Here is a 15,940-nt window from a genome sequence, read left to right as displayed (position 1 = left end):
TTCAGATATGGCTACCGAGGAAGGAACGGAAACGGACTCTCCACTTGACGAGGTGATGGCGGACATCCGTCGGGAGCTGGTGCAACGGGTCGCAGCTGAAGACAGAAACGCGAACCGGGACATCTACGACGCTCTCGAAGACGAGTGACTCACCAACGCTGCAATCGACGATTGGGTCTCCTTTTGGTGCCAGGTAGACAGACACGAACTCCTTAGGTACACACCCGTCCGGGCACTATCGAACGAAAGCAGACGCATTGCAATAGGAAAGATCTGAGCGCCAAGATCAGACGCTAAAAACGATTGTTTCGGAGGACGAACCTAACATGGGCGCTGCAGGATTTGAACCCGCGACATCTTGGTCCGAAGCCAAGTGCTCTGTCCAAGCTGAGCTAAGCGCCCGGTATCAGGTACAAACCGACCTCGGAATAAAAACCCCCCGGTTCGAATCCGCGCGGCCATTGCTGTAACGAAAACGCATATATAGACGCTGGACCAGAGAAAAAACAAGATAACTGACAGGGTTGGAGTGAGATCCGACCGTGTGTGTCAGACATTCACAATGTACGAACTTGGACCAGAATTCGACAACAGGACGCTCGAACCGGGGACGAATCTCCTGATCTCGGGGCCGGCACTGAGCGGGAAACGCCGGCTGGCGTTCGAGGCGCTCGCACATGGGGGAAACAACGGGGACGGCTGTGTGATCGTCACCACACGGGACAGCGCCGACCGGGTCCGAACCGACTTCGAGTCACTGTTGACCGATCCCGAGCAGACGCAACTGGGAATCGTCGACTGCGTCACGAAACACCAGGGGCGGTCCGGAACCGACAGCGAGACCGTCAAGTACACCTCCTCGCCGGTCGATATGACGGGAATCGGGATCAAGTTCTCGGAGTTCATCGAGGAGTTTTACACGGGACGTGACATCAAGCGTAACCGCGTGGTCGTCGATTCGCTGTCGACGCTTCTGATGTACTCGGATCTGCAGACGGTGTTCCGGTTCCTCCACGTCCTCACGAGCAGGATCGAGGACGCCGATGCAATCGGCATCCACGTGCTCGAATCGACCGCCCACGACGCCGAGACGCTGAACACGCTCAAACAGCTGTTCGACGGAATCGTCACCATCGAGGAGGACCGCAGCCTCTCGATGCAGCTCCCAGGGACCGCCTGAATGGTGGAGATCGGACAGCAGGCGCCGGACTTCCGCGCGCCCGCGTTCGTCGGCGACGGCGGTGACGTCGTCGAGTTAGTGGCAGAGATCGACGCACACGAGGCGGTCGTGTTGCTGTTCGCGCCAGCGGATTTCGTCGGTCCCTGCACCGCCGAGTGGGCTGGCGTCCGAGATGCCGGTTGGGACGACGCCCGCGGCCTCTCAGTGATCGGACTGAGTGGGGACAGCCTGTTTAGCCACGCGGCCTACGCCGACCACTACGACGTGCCGCTGCCGATCGTCTCCGACTTCCACGCGGGTATCGCAGAACAGTACGACCTCCTGCTCGGGGAGTGGGAAGGGCACCGGCACATTCCCGCGAGGGCGACAGTCGTCATCGACGGCGACTGGGAGATCAGGGCCGTCGAGCGCGCCGACCCGCTGGCTGACGCCTCGCCAGCGCCGGTCGAACGCGCGACGCGAGAACTCGACGAACTCGGCTTCGACCTGCCGCGGCCCGAGGTCGAGTACGGCGCGTTCGGCTAGTCGATCACGAGAATCGCCGTTTCGAGCCGCCCGCGACGCATCTCGATTCGCCGCGTCGGTTCGAGGCCGAGGAGATCCCCGCGTGCGGTGTGGATCACGGCACGCCGGCAGTCAGATTCGGCCAGACGCTCCGCGAAGTCGGCATACAGCGGGCGGATGTCGTCGTCGGTCCGCACGCCGAACGGAAGATCCGTGACGACGACATCGGCCGCGATCGGTCGCTGGCGAGCGTCGGCAGTCTCGAAAGAGAGCGTATCGGCGACACCGGCGTGGCGGGCGTTCTCGCGCGCGTCTGCGACCGCCTCCGGATCGATATCGAACCCGCGGATGTCCGGGGGAGCGCCGTCGCGCTGGCGGCGGTGATCGCTGATTGCCGACTCGTCGGCGTCGAGAGCCCGCAACCGGCGAAACGCGGGTTCGTGGACGGGTTCGATCCGGCGGTCGAGCGCGGTCGCCGCCGCCTCGATGGGAACGGTCCCGCAGCCACACAGCGGATCGACGACGCGCTCGTCCGGGTCGGGATCGGCCAGTCGGTACATGGAGGCGGCCATGGTCGGACGGATGGGCGCGGCGTGTTCGGCGACTCGGTACCGGCGACGGTGAAGCGAGTACTGTCCCGTCGTGTCGACTGTGACGATAGCTCGTCTCTCGCGGACGAACACGCGGACGATCAGGTCCGGGTCGTCGAGATCGACTGGAGGGCGAGTGCCGCGCTGTGCTCGGGAGGCGTCGACGATCGCTTGGCCGACGGCCGACTCGACGTCGGGGCTCTCGAAGGAGTGGTCGCCGCGGCGCTGTGCGCGGACGGCGAAAGACTGCTCCGGGCCGAGGATCCGGGAGATGTCGAGCGAGTCGACGAGAGCGGTGATGTCAGCGAGCGACGAGCAGCGCCCGCGCGCGAGTTCGAGCAGGAGGCGGTGGATCTGACGACAGTACGCGTGGACCCGGGAGACGACGGCTGGAGGGGCCGCGAACTCTATCATCCCGGGATACAGCGTCTCGGCGTCGCTCCCGCCGAGTTCGGTAAGCTCAGCAGCAGCGATGTCCTCGAGTCCGCGGTTCGTCGTCGCGAGGAATCGCCACCGGTCGGCAGTCAAGTCGTGAGTGCTCACAGAGGGACCGTCACTCCTCCGGTGTGGACGGGCGGCTGGTCGCCACCTCTGTGGCGTCAGGCGAGTCGTCTTCGGTCAATCGCTCGGGGTACTCGACGGAGTCGATGATCTCCGCCACGTCGAGGCCCCGTTCCTCGGCCAGCGCTTCGAGCAGTGCGCGCTGTTCGGCCTGCTCGCGCTCGATGTGATCGACCTGCTCGCTGGTCTTCGCGAGGTCGTCCTGGAGCTGCTCGACCTGTTCGATGACCTCGTTGATCTTCTTGTAGGTTTCCTCTCCGACCTTGACGACCCGCTGGATCTTCTTTTTCGTTCCGGCGATGTCCATACGGATCGATACGACGGGCGGGCTTGTGGGTGTTTCGGAGCCTCACTCGGCGTCGTACTCGGTGTCCGCGAGCAGTTCCGAGGCCGTCAACAGTGACTCCAGTTCGATGTCGTGTTCCGCGAGGTTCTCGCGGGCGCCCTCCTCGCGGTCGACGACGACCAGTACGCGGTCGACGACGGCACCGGCGTCGCGGAGCGCCTCGACCGCATCGATCGCACTCTGTCCCGTCGTCGCGATATCTTCTAACACGACCAGTTTCTCGCCTTCCTCGAACTCGCCTTCGATCCGGTTGCCGGTGCCGTACTCCTTCGCGGATTTGCGGACGATCACGTACGGCTGATCGGCGGCGACGCTGGTGGCGGCCGCCAGCGGGACGGCCCCGAGCGCGACTCCCGCCAGTTTGCCGTCGACCCGCTCGGCGAACGCCTCGGCAATCGCGTCGAGACAGGCCGGATCAGTCTCGAAGATGTACTTGTCGACGTAGTAGTTGCTCGTGCCGCCGTGTGAGAGTTCGAACTCACCGAACCGTACCGCGTCGGCGTCCCGGAGTAGATCGATCAGCGACTGAGTGTCCATATTGCGGCGGTGGCTCCGCGATTCCTTGGCTCTGCCGATTACGGTTTCCGGCCCCGTCGACCCGCTGGAGATCCGCCGGCACGCGGAGGGGGCCGGACTGGTCGAGAGATCGAGCACGGCGAGGGGACCATCCGGTCCCGTCTGCCAGCGGTGGGCCGTCAGGACCGAACACAACCACTAATGCCTCCGGGCACGGATCCACATCTGAATGGAGGAATTCGGATCGAGCGGGGTGCGCGGCGTCGCGCTGGAGACGCTCACGCCGGAGTACGCGCTCGCTCTCGCCGGGGCGGCGGGGAGTGTCTTCGCCGCCGACCACGACCGCGTCGCGCTCGGTCGGGACACCCGAGAGACCGGCGGGATGTTCGCCGACGCCGTCGCGAGCGGGCTCGCGAGCGTCGGCTGTGCCGTCGATCGGATCGGAGTCGTTCCGACGCCGAGTCTGCAGGCGTACTGCGAGCGCGAAGGCGTACCGGGCGTGATGGTTACGGCCTCGCACAATCCGCCGGAGTTCAACGGGATCAAGCTCTGCGGTGCCGACGGGGTCGAACTGACCAGAGACGTGCTCGAAGAGATCGAGGGCCGCTTTCACGACGGCTACGAGACCGTCGACTGGCGAGCGAGCGGGCAATCCCGCCGCGTCGATGGGGCGAACCGAGCCTACCGGGAGGAGGTGCTCGAAGCGGTCGACCGCGAGCGAATCGAGGCGGCCGAGTTGACCGTCGCGCTCGATCCCGCTCACGGGGCGGGAGCGCTGACGAGTCCGGAACTGTTCCGGGATCTCGGCTGTCGCGTGCTGACGGTCAACGGCCAGCCCGACGGTCGGTTCCCCGGTCGGGATCCCGAACCGGTCAGAGAGCATCTCGGCGACCTGGAAGCGCTCGTCGAGGCGACCGACGCCGACATCGGAATCGCTCACGACGGGGACGCCGACCGGGCGATGGTCGTCGACGAGACCGGATCGTTCGTCGAGGGCGACGCGCTGCTGGCCGCGCTGGCGGCCACGCAACTCGACGCCGGAGACACCGTCGTTTCGGCGGTCAACTGCTCGCAACGGCTCGTCGACGTCGTCGAGGAAGCCGGTGCGGATCTGCATCTCACGCCGATCGGAAGCACCTATCTCATCACCGCGATCACCGAACTCCAGGCGGACGGCGAGCGGGTCTCGGTCGCCGGCGAGGGCAACGGCGGCATCATGTTCCCGTCGTATCGGGTCGCCCGCGACGGGGCGTACACGGCCGCGAAGTTCTGCGAACTGCTCGCAGATCGACCCGCAAGCGCGGTGCTGGAACCGTACGGCGGGTATCACCAGCTCCGGAGAGACCTGGAGTACGACACCGAAGCGGAGCGAGAAGCGATGATCGAGGCCATCGAGGGGTACGCCCGCGAAGCCGCGGTCGAAGCGGATACTATCGACGGCTGGCGGCTCGATTACGGGGACGCGTGGGTGCTCGCGCGGCCGAGTGGAACCGAACCTGTGGTCCGTGTTTACGCGGAGGCCCGGGAACACGAGCGCGCGCGGTCGCTGCTCGAAGAGATGGTCGAAGCGATCACCCACGGCTGACTCAGGCGGTCGATTCCGACTGGAAGTCGCCGTCTCGAAGCCGACGGCGGATATTTTCAGCGCGGCTCTGGACTCGCGAGGAGTACCGGACGACCTTCTCCGGTTTGACGCCCATGAACGAGGCGACCCACTGTTCGTCGACCGACTCCTGTGTCAGGAAGTACGCGGCCAGCGTGTCCCGGCCGGCCTGAATGATCTCCGGGGGAACGCCGCGCTCGCCCGTTCCCTGCTCCTGGAAGCCGTTGACATCGAAGTAGATGTCGGCGTACAGCTCCGCGTCGTCGGCGTCGGGAAACGTGATCCCCTCGTGTCGAGGAGCCTCGAACCGATAGCGGGTCTCCCCGCCCTCGGTGAGTTCGACGATCCGGACGTCCATCAGATACGCTCGGTGAATCTCCGCGTCCGCATTCGGTTCAGAACCCGGCATACTCCGGCGTCGGTCGGCGACCCACATGAATCTACGTATGAGTGGTACGTTCGGGTGTAGACGCAGGTATGTCGATCAATAGCGGTACGAATAGATCCGAGTCGGCGGGTCCCGGGAGAGGTCGATAGGGCGGTGGACAGAGTGGTACCGAAAGAAACGAGCGGGTACGTGAGACACGAGAGAGAACTCCGCGTCACGTGCTCGTGGAACCACTCTGTACACCTATTATAAGCGCTTTTTTTCGGATACGCGAATCGGGCACACGCATGGATTTGTCACGACGCACCCTGATGAAAACATCAGTAGCGGCCGCGGTCGGTGCAGGCGCAACCAACGTTGCTGCAGCACAGAAGGATCGACAGAGCAGGGAGACAGATTCGGACGATACGCTGACCGAGAGCGCTCCGGGGACGGTGCTCGGGGAGATGAAACGCTTCTCGACGACGGCCTTCGGTGCGGAGATGACCGGTCCGTTCGTCTTCGACGACGGGACGCTGCTGCACAGCATTCAGCACCCGAGTCGGGACAACCCGACTCCGTGGGACACGGCCGGCGTCGGTTACTACGAGGAGTTCCAGTTCGAGTTCGACGGAACCAACGACGACTTCGAGGAGCCGACCCCGCCGGAGGGGACCGAGCAGGACTACGCCCGGGCGGCGAACGCGGAGTTCGAGTTCCTCATCCACGAAGGCGATCCGATCAACGGCGGCACCGAGCGATGGGGGATCACACAGACGCCCGACGGGATCGACGTGACGACGGAGAACTTCGCCGGAACGACCTACGGTGCCTCGGGATACAACCCCGACTGTAACCAGTTCATCCCCACGAACGAGGAGGGCACCGAAGGGTATCTGTTCACCAACGACGAGAACAGCCCCGGAAATATCATGCGGACGCCGATCTCGAAAACCGAGGACGGGGAGTGGGAAGCCGACCGAGCGAACGCGATCAACACGGTCAACACCGAGCCGTTCCGAGAGATCGGTGGCACGCGGATCAACTGCTACGGCGACCTCAGCCCGTGGGGGACGATGATCTCTTCGGAGGAGAACTACGCTCACCCGCGCGTGAGCCTCGGGTCGACAGTCAGCGACGCCGTCGACGCGGGCACCGGACAGGGGGTGTACGGCGCCAACCACTTCTGGAACCGACCGAACCCGACCGAGATTGCGAGCGCAGTCAGCAACTACAGCGAAGTCGAAAGTTGGAACATCCAGGGCTACTGGGCGATGAGCGGCGTCGAACACCTCGCGTACTATCTCGGCGCGGAGCCCGTCCCGGCGGGTAACGGCAACCCGATCGAACCGATCGGCGACACTTACCCCAACCCCTACCGGTACGGCTACCACGTCGACATCCGCGAGCCGACCGCCGACCCGCCACAGCCGGTCAAGTACTACGTCATGGGTCGGTCCGCCTGGGAATCGCCCAACATCCTGCCGGACGAGCGGACCGTCTACGGCTCCCCGGACGGCGACAGCAAGGGGATCTACAAGTTCGTCGCGGACGAACCGATCCCGAGCTACGACGATCCGATGGAGATCGAAGGGACGCTGTACGTGTCGAAAGTCACCAACAGCGAGGCCTCCTCGGGCCAGTCGCCGGCGAAAGTGCCGCTCGAAGTCGAGTGGCTCGAACTCGGCCACGCCAGCAACGGCGAGGTCGAATCCTGGATCGCGGAGTACGACGGCATCACGCAGGTCGAGTACCTCGAAAGCCACGTCGACGGCTGGAGCGAAGGCGACGAGGTCACCGCAGAGGTGCTCAAACAGGCCGACCTCGAAGTCATCGAGAACGGCAACCAGGATTACATCAGCGACGAGGAGATCGTCGAGTGGGCGCGGCAGTACGAACAGAACGGTCCAGACGGCGTCGACGAGGAACTCCGACGGGTTCCGTTCCTCGAAACCCGAGCGGCCGCGAAAGAGATCGGCGCGTCGGTCGAGTTCAACAAAGCCGAGGGCATCGACAGCAAGGACGACGCCGAACCGGGCGATTACATGTACCTCGGCATCTCCGAGTTCAACGACGACCTCGACAACCAGGGCCTGACCGACGGCGGCGACATCGCGCTCGACCGCGTCGATGGCGGTGTCGTCTACCGCGCCGAACTCGACTCCGAGTACAATATCTCGACGCTCGAACCCGTCATCGTCGGCCCGGACTTCACCGAAGAGCAAGCGATGGAAGATGTCGACAACTCCCTCCGGAACGTCGACAACGTCTACACGATGCGGGACGGCCGCGTACTCTGCTGTGAGGACGGCTGGCGAGGAGCCAACCGGAGCTACCCGAACGACGGGATGTACGTCTACGAACCGCCACAGGAGTCCGAGGAGAACGCCTCGAACGTCGAGAGCGGGGAAACGAACAGCGGCTCGGACGACAGTGAGAGCCGAAACGGCTCAGGCGGAACTGAGAGCAGCGACGGCTCGGACGGCGGCGAGACGAGCGGTGAGACGAACACCGAGACGGAGGGGAGCACGAGCAGTTCCTCCGAGTCCGACGAGACAGGCGACGAGAGCAGCGACGGGACCGGCCCCGGTCTCGGTGTCGGCAGCGGGATCGCTGGCCTCGCCGGCGCGAGTTACCTGTTGAAAGAACATCTCGACGACGAGGAAGAGTAAGTCTACCGGAACCCGGCGACGGGACCACTGTTTCGCCGGAGAACCGCCAATTCGTCGGTGACGGCCGGTGCCAGGAGCTGCTCGCCGTAGGAGACGGTCCAGCGGTTCCGGCCGGTCTGTCGATCCAGCGCGTGGAGTTGTCCGTCGGTCGTCGTCACGTGAAGTTGATCGCCGGCGACGAGCGGACCGCCGGTGATCGCCCCAGTCTCGGCCGTCCAGCGGGTGCCACCGCCGAGGGCGAGAGCGCGCACCGCACGCGCGCCGCCGACGAAGATTGACTCGCTCGTGGCGGCGAGCGCCGGAATCCCTCGGGTCGGAAACGGCTCGCTCTGCCAGCGGACCGAGCCGTCGGCGGCGGCGAGTTCGGTCACGGACATCTCCGGGGTGTCGGATTGCGGATTGGTGAAGACGAACACGGAGTCGCCGACGAGCGTCGGCTGGCCGCGTACTGGCTGCTCGAACGCCCACGCGCTACCGTTCGGCGTGAGCGCGTACAGCCCGTCAGCGCCGGTGAGATAGACCGTCTCGCCGTCGGTCGCGGGGAGAGACTGCTGTGCTCTGTCCGGGACGACGGCCTGGCGGCTCCCGTCTTCGGGATCGAGCCAGTAGAGGCCAGGGTTGGTGAGCCCCGTCCCGCCGGTGACGAGACGGTCTCCGACGGGGAACGGCGGCCACATGACCTGATACCCGATCCGGAACTGCCAGCGGATCGAACCGTCGGAGAGCGCGAGCGCGACGGCCGCGGCCCCGCCCGACCCGTCGACGCTCCCGGCGAAGACGAAGTCGTTCCAGAGAATCGGCTGAAACAGGCCGTTGGCGTCGACAGTCGTCCGCCACAGCCGTTCGCCGTCGACGGCGTCGAGACAGTAGATCTGCTGTCTGCCGCTGACGATCACGCGACCGTCTCCGACCGCGAGCGAGCCGAACCCGACCGGCTCCGTCGGGAGTTGCGCCTCCCAGGCCAACTCGGGGGCGGAGAGGGCGCTGAACGACGGCTCGTATCCCGTGTTCTGTCTGTCGTACTGCGGGTATCGGACGCCGCCGATGGCGCTTTTCGGGCGGCCGGGGCCGGTGTACTGTGTCAGCAGTCGCTCGCGCTCGAAGTACGGCGGTGCCCAGGCCAGCGACAGCACGACCGTCTCGGGTGCCGGGTACGCGAGCGGTCCGCTCTCGGGGAGCGGGCGAGAGGGGGCCGTGCCGGCGAGTTCGTGCCACCGCCACCGTCTGGTCCGGCCGCCCTCGCGCGTCGTGAGGCGTACGTGGTCCGCTCGGGCCGGGGCATCGAACGCCGGGCGGATCCGGACCGCGCCGCCGCGGTGTGTGAACTCGAACGGGAGCGACGGAGCCGGGAGTTGTGCGGGATCGGGAACCCGTTCCTCCGCGGTCGGCCCGGCCGCAGTGACGCGTTCAGTCGGCGTCTCGATATCGATCCGGTAGGCCGGGTCGGCCGCGAGCGAAACCGTCGCGCCCGCCTCCACTGCCGTCCCCGGTCGAATGTCCGCCCACGAGAGTTCGGTCGACCGGCCGGCTCCGATCCCTCGCCCCGAGATGGTGACCGCTGACGGGTCGACAGCCCCCTCGCCCGTGTACCGGATGACCAACAGCCCGGAGACGTATGTCGTCTCGAAGAGGGGCGGTTCGGCACCGCCGGACCGAGCAGCCGTTCCGAGGTACCGAGCCCCGAGTCCGACGCCGGCGACCGCCGCCCCGCCAGCCCCGAGGAGTTGTCGACGCGTCGGACGCCAGGACCGCCGCTCCCCGGCCGTGTCCGGTTCCTCCCCGGAAGCGTCGGGGGCCGATCCGGACGCGGCGGGACCGGTTCGGGGTCGACGCGTCGCGCCCGCGAACAGCAGATCCTGTTTGAACTCGTACGGCGAGCGGTGCCGGTCGGCGGGACGAGGTGCGAGTGCCCGGCGACAGAGGCTCGCGATTCCGTCGCAGCGGCCGTCCAGTCGGGAGAGGCCGACATCCGCACCGGGCGGCTCTCCCGTGAGCAGGTAGTGTGCAATCGCTCCGAGTCCGTAGACATCTGTTCGTGCATCCGGGTCGCGCTCGGATCCCCGCGTTTCGGGCGCGAGATACGCCACCGGTGCAGTGTCTGCAGGTCGGGAGAGCGCCCAGTCGAGACACGGCTCCGTTCCGGAGGGGAGTCGGACGTGGCCGGGAGTCAGCGACCCGTGGACGCTGTCGGCCCGGTACAGCGCCTCGGCGAGACGGCCCAGAAGCCCCTCGGTCGTCTCGGTCGACCAGTCGGCGGCTCGGAGGCTATCGCCGGCGTGGCGGACGACGATCCACGGGGTCTCCCCCGCGCTACGTGCCACGACCGGCGTGATCCCGGGGACCTCGCTGACCCCCTCCCACTCCCCGGAGAGGCGAACGAACCGCTCTCTGTCCGCCGCTTCGGTCGGTGTGAACGCGCGTCCCGTGGTTCCGTCGGGGAAGGTAACCCGGTGGACCGTCAGCGACGACCGGCGGAGTCCGGGAGCGTCGACCAGACGCTCCCCGACGGCGTCGACGGAACTGAGGGCTTCGATCTCCCGACGGGTCGGACCGTCCATGAGTTAGGTTCGTGCCGAACCGACAAATCCTCTGTGTGCGCCTGGACCGGATACTCCGGGGCGTCGACCCAGAATATTTTTGTGAGCGAGCGACAACCACTCGGACGTGGCTACTCGACCCCACAGGCGACAGTTCGCCCGCGAACAGCCGCTGCTGTGGGGGTTCGCTTTCTGCCGGCGGTGATGGGCGGTGGAGCCGACCGGGGGCCGGGTGAAATCCGGAGTGGTCGGGGAAACCGTCCGTGTGCGAGTGAGAACCGTTAACTGACTAACCCGCGGTGTATCCACCAACGAGTCATGCAACTTCCCGAAGCACAGGTCGCGGTTTTGAAGACCGCTGACGCCGACACGGATCGCCCGATAACCGAACTCGCCGAGGAGGCGGATCTCAAAGTCGAGACCGCAACCGGCGCGGCGCTCGCCCTCGCCGAGGAGGGACTGCTCTCGGTCACCGAGCGCGAGGAGGCGACGACGACGCTCACCGAGGAGGGCCGGGAGTACGTCGAGCAGGGCTTGCCCGAACTCCGACTGTACGAGGCCGCACTCGAAGCCGGAGCCGACGACGAACCCGTCTCGCTCGGGCAGTTGCTCGGTGAGGCCGGCCTCGACGGCCCGGCCGTCGACATCGCGCTCGCGAACTTCGCACGGAAAGGCTACGGCACCGTCGACAGCGGCGAGGTGTCCGCGACGGCGGACGCCGACCCGGACGCCGACGACGAACGGCGGGCACTCGACGCCCTCGACGCCGGCGAGACGGTCGAGGACACCGAGTTGCTCGATCAACTGGAGAGTCGAGGGCTGATCGAGCGCCAGGAGTCGACGACGCGGCTGGTCTCTGTCTCCGACGACGGCGTGACGGCGCTGATGGAAGGGGTGGAAGTGGCCGAGACCGTCGGCCAGGTGAGCCCGGAACTCATCACCAGCGGCGAGTGGCGCGACGTGGAGTTTGCGGAGTACAACGTCGAAGCCGAGGCCGAGGAGCCGGCACACGGCAGAGAGCACATCCTCCGGCAGACCGCAAACCGCGTGAAAGACGTGCTCGTCGGGATGGGCTTCAAGGAGATGGACGGCCCCCACGTCGACGCGCAGTTCTGGATCAACGACTGCCTGTTCATGCCCCAGGACCACCCCGCACGGACCCACTGGGACCAGTTCGATCTGGAGTCCCCCGAGGAGATTCAGGACCTGCCGGACGAACTCGTCGAGCGGGTCCGCTCGGCACATCTGGAAGGCGTCGGGGAAGACAGCGAGGGGTATCACTCGCCGTGGGAGGAAAGCGTCGCGAGATCGCTGGATCTGCGCGGACACACCACCTCGCTGTCGATGCGCCACCTCTCGGGATTCGCGAAAGGCGACCTCGAACCGCCGGAGCGGTACTTCAGCGTCGAGAAGGTCTACCGCAACGACACCCTCGATCCGACTCACCTGCTCGAGTTCTTCCAGATCGAGGGGTGGGTACTCGCCGAGGATCTCTCCGCGCGGGACCTGATGGGCACCTTCACCGAGTTCTACGAACAGTTCGGGATCACCGATCTCGACTTCAAACCGCACTACAACCCCTACACCGAACCGAGCTTCGAGCTGTTCGGCACCCACCCGGAGACCGGCGAAATCGTCGAAGTCGGTAACTCGGGCATCTTCCGCGCCGAAGTGCTGGAGCCGCTGGGCGTCGAGGCCGACGTGATGGCGTGGGGGCTCTCGCTGGAACGACTACTCATGCTCATGTACGGATTCGAGGACATCCGCGACGTGCACGGGACGCTGTGTGATCTGGAACTGCTGCGGGACGTGGAGGTGGTGTACTGACCTCGAAACTAGCGTATACATTTTGTAAATATTTCAGGCGTATTTGAAACTGCCTGTCTTGTTGTTGGAATGAAAAGAACCGCGAGTATATGATGCGAAAAACAGTAGTCAGGCAAACAAACTGACCCTGTTGTATCGCCAGTGTCATTCTGGGGCTTTCGCCCGTTTGTTTTACTGTCCTAGAATGGTAAAAAAGTACCGTCGATTAGTTGATGTATATTCGACCTTTGTTGGTTCGCTGGAGAGAGTCGATACCATACTCTTCATCCAATTCCTTCAAGAGATTGTTTGCCTCACGAGGGTTATCCGCCCACCCAGCGGCTCCGAGCAACTTTGCCATATTCGACAGTGAGAACGTGTCATTATCTTCGATGTTGGACAGTGCTTCATCTATCGCATATGCGATGTGCTTCTCTGTGAAGTCACCTTGCTCTATCTTCGGCAAATCACCGATAACAACCTCATCCATCGGTAATATAACTTCATCTACGTCTTCTTCGAACCCTACGTCATATTCGACCTTCAGGTCGGCAATGTATGAGTTAACAGTCGGCTCAGAATCTACGTCAAAGACCTCCGATATTTTCTCCTTCATACTGTCTTCGGTCATATACTCCTGATTCTCATACGCGTGATATAGTGCCTCGATCCGTTTGTCTCGGTCGTGAGTGGTTAACCGTTCGTCATCACTCTGTTGTCGGCTCTCAATATCCTCGAAGGTCAATTCTTCCGACTCCCACCAATTGCCTATGTACTTCTGAATTGAGTGGTGGATATCGAGTACGTCGAACCGTTTGTTTGTCCCATCTACAATATCCTTGGCAACTCTGTGGTTTGGTTCAGACTCGTCCTCGATATACGCAATCAACTCTTTCTTGCACTGGATTCTGTCCTTACGGTCTCTGTACGCTATCTCTGTGTACGAATCTACCACTCTATCCAGTTGTCTGTTAAAACCCCATCCGTCGACCACTTCAGAGTCGTCCAACTTTACGGGTATGTGTAAAGAGATAGTCGATTCGTTCTGAGACAAGTTCTCGTAGTACGAATCGAAGACATCCATATCGTCTGAAACCGAATCAGATGAAAATTTTATTTTTTCGAGTGAGTCAACGAAAGCTGTACTCGTACAATGAGAGAGACGTGTATTAACTTCCTGCTCCAAATCGTCAATAAGGTCAATACCGTCGCGTTCACACTCTATAAGTAGTAATACTTCGTACGCGATGACGCCTTTGGTGAGCATATCGTTACCTGAGTTCGCCGTATCACGTAGGAACTCGTATGTTGGTTGCTTTACCGTGAGATTGTTCTTTCGTTGAGACGGTTCGTTTGTGTGGATTGCTGTTTCTCGTATCATCCTAGTTATATCTATACACTGACATCCTATATAACTTTATACAAAATGATGTTAAGAGTTGAGAAAAGTAGGTGTGTTTTAGTGTGTATAAGTGTTAATTCAGGATAGTAGTAATGTAGTAGTCAGTAGCAATAGTAGGTTAGAAACATTAGAGTTTAATTCGAAACCACCCTTAGAAACCCTCTCGGTATGATATTACATCTCTCCATCTACTCGGTTCATACTCTATCCCTGAACCTCGGTCAAAAAATAAAATTTTATCCAATCTTCATCATCACTGGTTGTAATAGCACACCTGAACCGCATCCTTCGGAGAACTACCTTCGGTTATGACCTTCTCTTCAGACTCTCTCACCACGGTATAACCGAGTTCGGTCTTATCTATGCGATAGACTCTGTTACTGAGTCGGTCTTTCACATAGATTCCAAATTCTTGTTCAGCAGGCTCTGGATATACTATCGGAGATTGGTAAACTACTCGGTTAGATTGCTTGACTGCTCGGTACAATCGTTCGTCTTTGTTACTTAGTTTCACATAATAACGTACGCAAAAAGAGGGTAAAAGTGTAATCTAGATTTTATAAGCTGTTGTATAGACTCGCAAGGAACGCGATTAGAATCACGAATATGGAAGGGAATATGAATCCAAAAGGTGCGACGAACAGTACTATCATCCCGACTGCAATTGCAAGCGAGAGATAGACAAATCCTTGAGCAACAGCACCTAAACCGAACGTTCCGATAAGATAGATCATAATAATGACACCGATGACCCGCCCTATCCCCGTCCCGACGGTCTCGACGCTCATCGTTCACCTCGAAGAACCTCCAAATCTCTCTGTAGTCTCTCTCTGTGTTCCTCCAGTTTTTCGGGGTTCACATTAAGCAGATGCTGAAACCCTGAAAATTCCCGTCTGAACTCTTCTGCCCGCAGTTCCACAAAATCGTTACCATATACTTCTTCCTCTTTACGGTGGATGTCAATGGCTTCCTTTACAGCCCGAATCTCTCGTCTTAGCCTCTCTTCTTCGTTCATACGCCGATCTATCTGAGTTCGAAATAAGAGTGCTCCGATCTGCGTCTCGGTAGCATTAAACACGCACGCACATACACATAACTTATTTGACATTACGGTTTTATTTTGATAGTATGGATGACAGAACAATCAAAATCGTATGGCTGTTCGTCGACCTCACACTGATACTGTTGGCACTCAACAATATTGGAGTAGTTACGGACTCAGTCGTCGTCAATAATATCGAAATAATCAGCGGTGTGGGTCTGGTGCTGGCTCTGATGTCTCGGTATCATCATCATATTGATGACTAGCAGTCATAACCCATTCACGCACAATACATTTAACATATAAGTAGAATTATAGTTGTATGGGACTATTATCTGATTCCCGTGGCAATGTTGATGTTGTAGACCTCGGAAACGTTTCAATACTCGAAGCGGCTTCCAGTACGGCGTTTTTCGTTGGCGCATCGTCCTTTGTAACAAATTTTGACGTACAGATTCCGATGCCAGATGGAACTGTAAAAACGATGGCAGACGTTCTCGCATCGTTCAATTTCCCGATTCTTGGGACAGCGACGTTTACCCTCGGATTGACTCTGGCACTTCTATTGATGGTGATACAGATACTCGACTCAGCACGCTCGTATGGGCGTAGTAATAGCTTCTCGGTGATGGACTGGATTAACTCCATTCCTGCTGGTCTGACTATCGCAGTCGCCCTTACAGTCGCCTTAAACGGTGCGTATCTGTTCGACGTAGCGTCTGTGATTAGCTTCGTAGAATCGAACTACTGGTATCAGTTTGGGGCGGTCGTATTGATGACGATAAGCTACTTCGGAATATCCAGTCAGGGCTAA

The 15,940-nt window shown here is 61.4% G+C and carries 16 protein-coding genes and 1 tRNA gene; 8 read left to right on the top strand and 9 right to left on the bottom strand.

Annotated features, from left to right (window positions below):
* Positions 1-7: 7 nt before the first annotated feature.
* The gene (locus GRX03_RS16450) at positions 8-148 is read left to right on the top strand and encodes a hypothetical protein (protein ID WP_201289146.1); all 141 of its coding nucleotides are present in this window, start codon (positions 8-10) and stop codon (positions 146-148) included.
* Between the two features lie 179 nt (positions 149-327).
* On the opposite strand, the gene GRX03_RS01160 is transcribed toward GRX03_RS16450, so the two are convergent.
* Positions 328-402: transfer RNA gene (locus tag GRX03_RS01160), tRNA-Arg, on the bottom strand.
* Positions 403-562: 160 nt separating this feature from the next.
* Here GRX03_RS01160 and GRX03_RS01155 point away from each other — a divergent pair.
* Entirely contained in the window at positions 563-1,180 is a 618-nt protein-coding gene (locus GRX03_RS01155; protein ID WP_159762373.1) for an RAD55 family ATPase, read from the top strand.
* Entirely contained in the window at positions 1,181-1,705 is a 525-nt protein-coding gene (locus GRX03_RS01150) for a redoxin domain-containing protein (RefSeq protein ID WP_159762372.1), read from the top strand.
* Here the strand turns inward: GRX03_RS01150 and GRX03_RS01145 are convergent.
* Genes GRX03_RS01145 through pyrE form a run of 3 tightly spaced genes read right to left on the bottom strand, consistent with a single transcriptional unit; the run spans position 1,702 to position 3,718 of the window.
* On the bottom strand, positions 1,702-2,817 hold the full coding sequence (locus GRX03_RS01145) for a THUMP domain-containing class I SAM-dependent RNA methyltransferase (RefSeq protein WP_159762371.1): 1,116 nt from the start codon (positions 2,815-2,817) through the stop codon (positions 1,702-1,704). The genes GRX03_RS01150 and GRX03_RS01145 overlap by 4 nt on opposite strands.
* 10 nt (positions 2,818-2,827) lie before the next feature.
* Positions 2,828-3,142 carry a DUF5798 family protein gene (locus GRX03_RS01140; protein ID WP_159762370.1) on the bottom strand — a complete coding sequence of 105 codons (315 nt, stop codon included), beginning with the start codon at positions 3,140-3,142 and terminating at the stop codon, positions 2,828-2,830.
* Positions 3,143-3,184: 42 nt separating this feature from the next.
* On the bottom strand, positions 3,185-3,718 hold the full coding sequence (gene pyrE, locus GRX03_RS01135) for an orotate phosphoribosyltransferase (RefSeq protein WP_159762369.1): 534 nt from the start codon (positions 3,716-3,718) through the stop codon (positions 3,185-3,187).
* A gap of 208 nt (positions 3,719-3,926) precedes the next feature.
* Between pyrE and glmM the strand changes: the two genes are divergently transcribed.
* Positions 3,927-5,282, top strand: coding sequence for a phosphoglucosamine mutase (gene glmM / locus GRX03_RS01130; protein WP_159762368.1), 1,356 nt, complete (start codon positions 3,927-3,929; stop codon positions 5,280-5,282).
* A gap of 1 nt (position 5,283) precedes the next feature.
* On the opposite strand, the gene GRX03_RS01125 is transcribed toward glmM, so the two are convergent.
* Entirely contained in the window at positions 5,284-5,709 is a 426-nt protein-coding gene (locus GRX03_RS01125) for a hypothetical protein (protein WP_159762367.1), read from the bottom strand.
* Between the two features lie 290 nt (positions 5,710-5,999).
* On the opposite strand from GRX03_RS01125, the gene GRX03_RS01120 reads away from it, so the two are divergent.
* The gene (locus GRX03_RS01120) at positions 6,000-8,339 is read left to right on the top strand and encodes an alkaline phosphatase PhoX (RefSeq protein WP_159762366.1); all 2,340 of its coding nucleotides are present in this window, start codon (positions 6,000-6,002) and stop codon (positions 8,337-8,339) included.
* Between the two features lie 2 nt (positions 8,340-8,341).
* Here GRX03_RS01120 and GRX03_RS01115 read toward each other — a convergent pair whose 3' ends face one another.
* A complete protein-coding gene (locus GRX03_RS01115; protein ID WP_159762365.1) occupies positions 8,342-10,897 on the bottom strand; it encodes an outer membrane protein assembly factor BamB family protein in 2,556 nt (851 codons plus the stop codon).
* A 297-nt stretch (positions 10,898-11,194) separates the two neighbouring features.
* Between GRX03_RS01115 and pheS the strand changes: the two genes are divergently transcribed.
* Positions 11,195-12,703: a phenylalanine--tRNA ligase subunit alpha gene (pheS, locus tag GRX03_RS01110; RefSeq protein ID WP_159762364.1), complete on the top strand. Its 1,509-nt coding sequence runs from the start codon at positions 11,195-11,197 to the stop codon at positions 12,701-12,703.
* A 205-nt stretch (positions 12,704-12,908) separates the two neighbouring features.
* Here the strand turns inward: pheS and GRX03_RS01105 are convergent, their stop codons facing one another.
* The 3 genes from GRX03_RS01105 to GRX03_RS01095 all read right to left on the bottom strand — a co-directional run bounded on the left by GRX03_RS01105 (position 12,909) and on the right by GRX03_RS01095 (position 15,099).
* Positions 12,909-14,063: a hypothetical protein gene (locus GRX03_RS01105; protein ID WP_159762363.1), complete on the bottom strand. Its 1,155-nt coding sequence runs from the start codon at positions 14,061-14,063 to the stop codon at positions 12,909-12,911.
* A 578-nt stretch (positions 14,064-14,641) separates the two neighbouring features.
* Positions 14,642-14,872, bottom strand: a complete 231-nt coding sequence (locus tag GRX03_RS01100; RefSeq protein WP_159762362.1) for a hypothetical protein — start codon at positions 14,870-14,872, stop codon at positions 14,642-14,644.
* Complete coding sequence (locus GRX03_RS01095; protein WP_159762361.1) at positions 14,869-15,099, bottom strand: hypothetical protein; 231 nt, start codon at positions 15,097-15,099, stop codon at positions 14,869-14,871. The genes GRX03_RS01100 and GRX03_RS01095 overlap by 4 nt, the downstream gene beginning before the upstream one ends.
* Before the next feature lie 113 nt (positions 15,100-15,212).
* Here GRX03_RS01095 and GRX03_RS01090 point away from each other — a divergent pair, with 113 nt between their 5' ends.
* Positions 15,213-15,392, top strand: coding sequence for a hypothetical protein (locus tag GRX03_RS01090; protein ID WP_159762360.1), 180 nt, complete (start codon positions 15,213-15,215; stop codon positions 15,390-15,392).
* 56 nt (positions 15,393-15,448) lie between these two features.
* Positions 15,449-15,940: a hypothetical protein gene (locus GRX03_RS01085; RefSeq protein ID WP_159762359.1), complete on the top strand. Its 492-nt coding sequence runs from the start codon at positions 15,449-15,451 to the stop codon at positions 15,938-15,940.

The sequence above is a fragment of the Halovenus carboxidivorans genome, from assembly GCF_009831575.1.
Lineage (GTDB): Archaea > Halobacteriota > Halobacteria > Halobacteriales > Haloarculaceae > Halovenus > Halovenus carboxidivorans.
This window is presented reverse-complemented; position numbering and strand designations above follow the sequence as displayed.

Coding starts and splice junctions, on each gene's coding strand:
- GRX03_RS16450 (WP_201289146.1), top strand. CDS start 8: ATGGCTACCGAGGAAGGAACGGAAACGGACTCTCCACTTGACGAGGTG.
- GRX03_RS01155 (WP_159762373.1), top strand. CDS start 563: ATGTACGAACTTGGACCAGAATTCGACAACAGGACGCTCGAACCGGGG.
- GRX03_RS01150 (WP_159762372.1), top strand. CDS start 1,181: ATGGTGGAGATCGGACAGCAGGCGCCGGACTTCCGCGCGCCCGCGTTC.
- GRX03_RS01140 (WP_159762370.1), bottom strand. CDS start 3,142: ATGGACATCGCCGGAACGAAAAAGAAGATCCAGCGGGTCGTCAAGGTC.
- pyrE (WP_159762369.1), bottom strand. CDS start 3,718: ATGGACACTCAGTCGCTGATCGATCTACTCCGGGACGCCGACGCGGTA.
- glmM (WP_159762368.1), top strand. CDS start 3,927: ATGGAGGAATTCGGATCGAGCGGGGTGCGCGGCGTCGCGCTGGAGACG.
- GRX03_RS01125 (WP_159762367.1), bottom strand. CDS start 5,709: ATGCCGGGTTCTGAACCGAATGCGGACGCGGAGATTCACCGAGCGTAT.
- GRX03_RS01120 (WP_159762366.1), top strand. CDS start 6,000: ATGAAAACATCAGTAGCGGCCGCGGTCGGTGCAGGCGCAACCAACGTT.
- GRX03_RS01115 (WP_159762365.1), bottom strand. CDS start 10,897: ATGGACGGTCCGACCCGTCGGGAGATCGAAGCCCTCAGTTCCGTCGAC.
- pheS (WP_159762364.1), top strand. CDS start 11,195: ATGCAACTTCCCGAAGCACAGGTCGCGGTTTTGAAGACCGCTGACGCC.
- GRX03_RS01105 (WP_159762363.1), bottom strand. CDS start 14,063: ATGATACGAGAAACAGCAATCCACACAAACGAACCGTCTCAACGAAAG.
- GRX03_RS01100 (WP_159762362.1), bottom strand. CDS start 14,872: ATGAGCGTCGAGACCGTCGGGACGGGGATAGGGCGGGTCATCGGTGTC.
- GRX03_RS01095 (WP_159762361.1), bottom strand. CDS start 15,099: ATGAACGAAGAAGAGAGGCTAAGACGAGAGATTCGGGCTGTAAAGGAA.
- GRX03_RS01090 (WP_159762360.1), top strand. CDS start 15,213: ATGGATGACAGAACAATCAAAATCGTATGGCTGTTCGTCGACCTCACA.
- GRX03_RS01085 (WP_159762359.1), top strand. CDS start 15,449: ATGGGACTATTATCTGATTCCCGTGGCAATGTTGATGTTGTAGACCTC.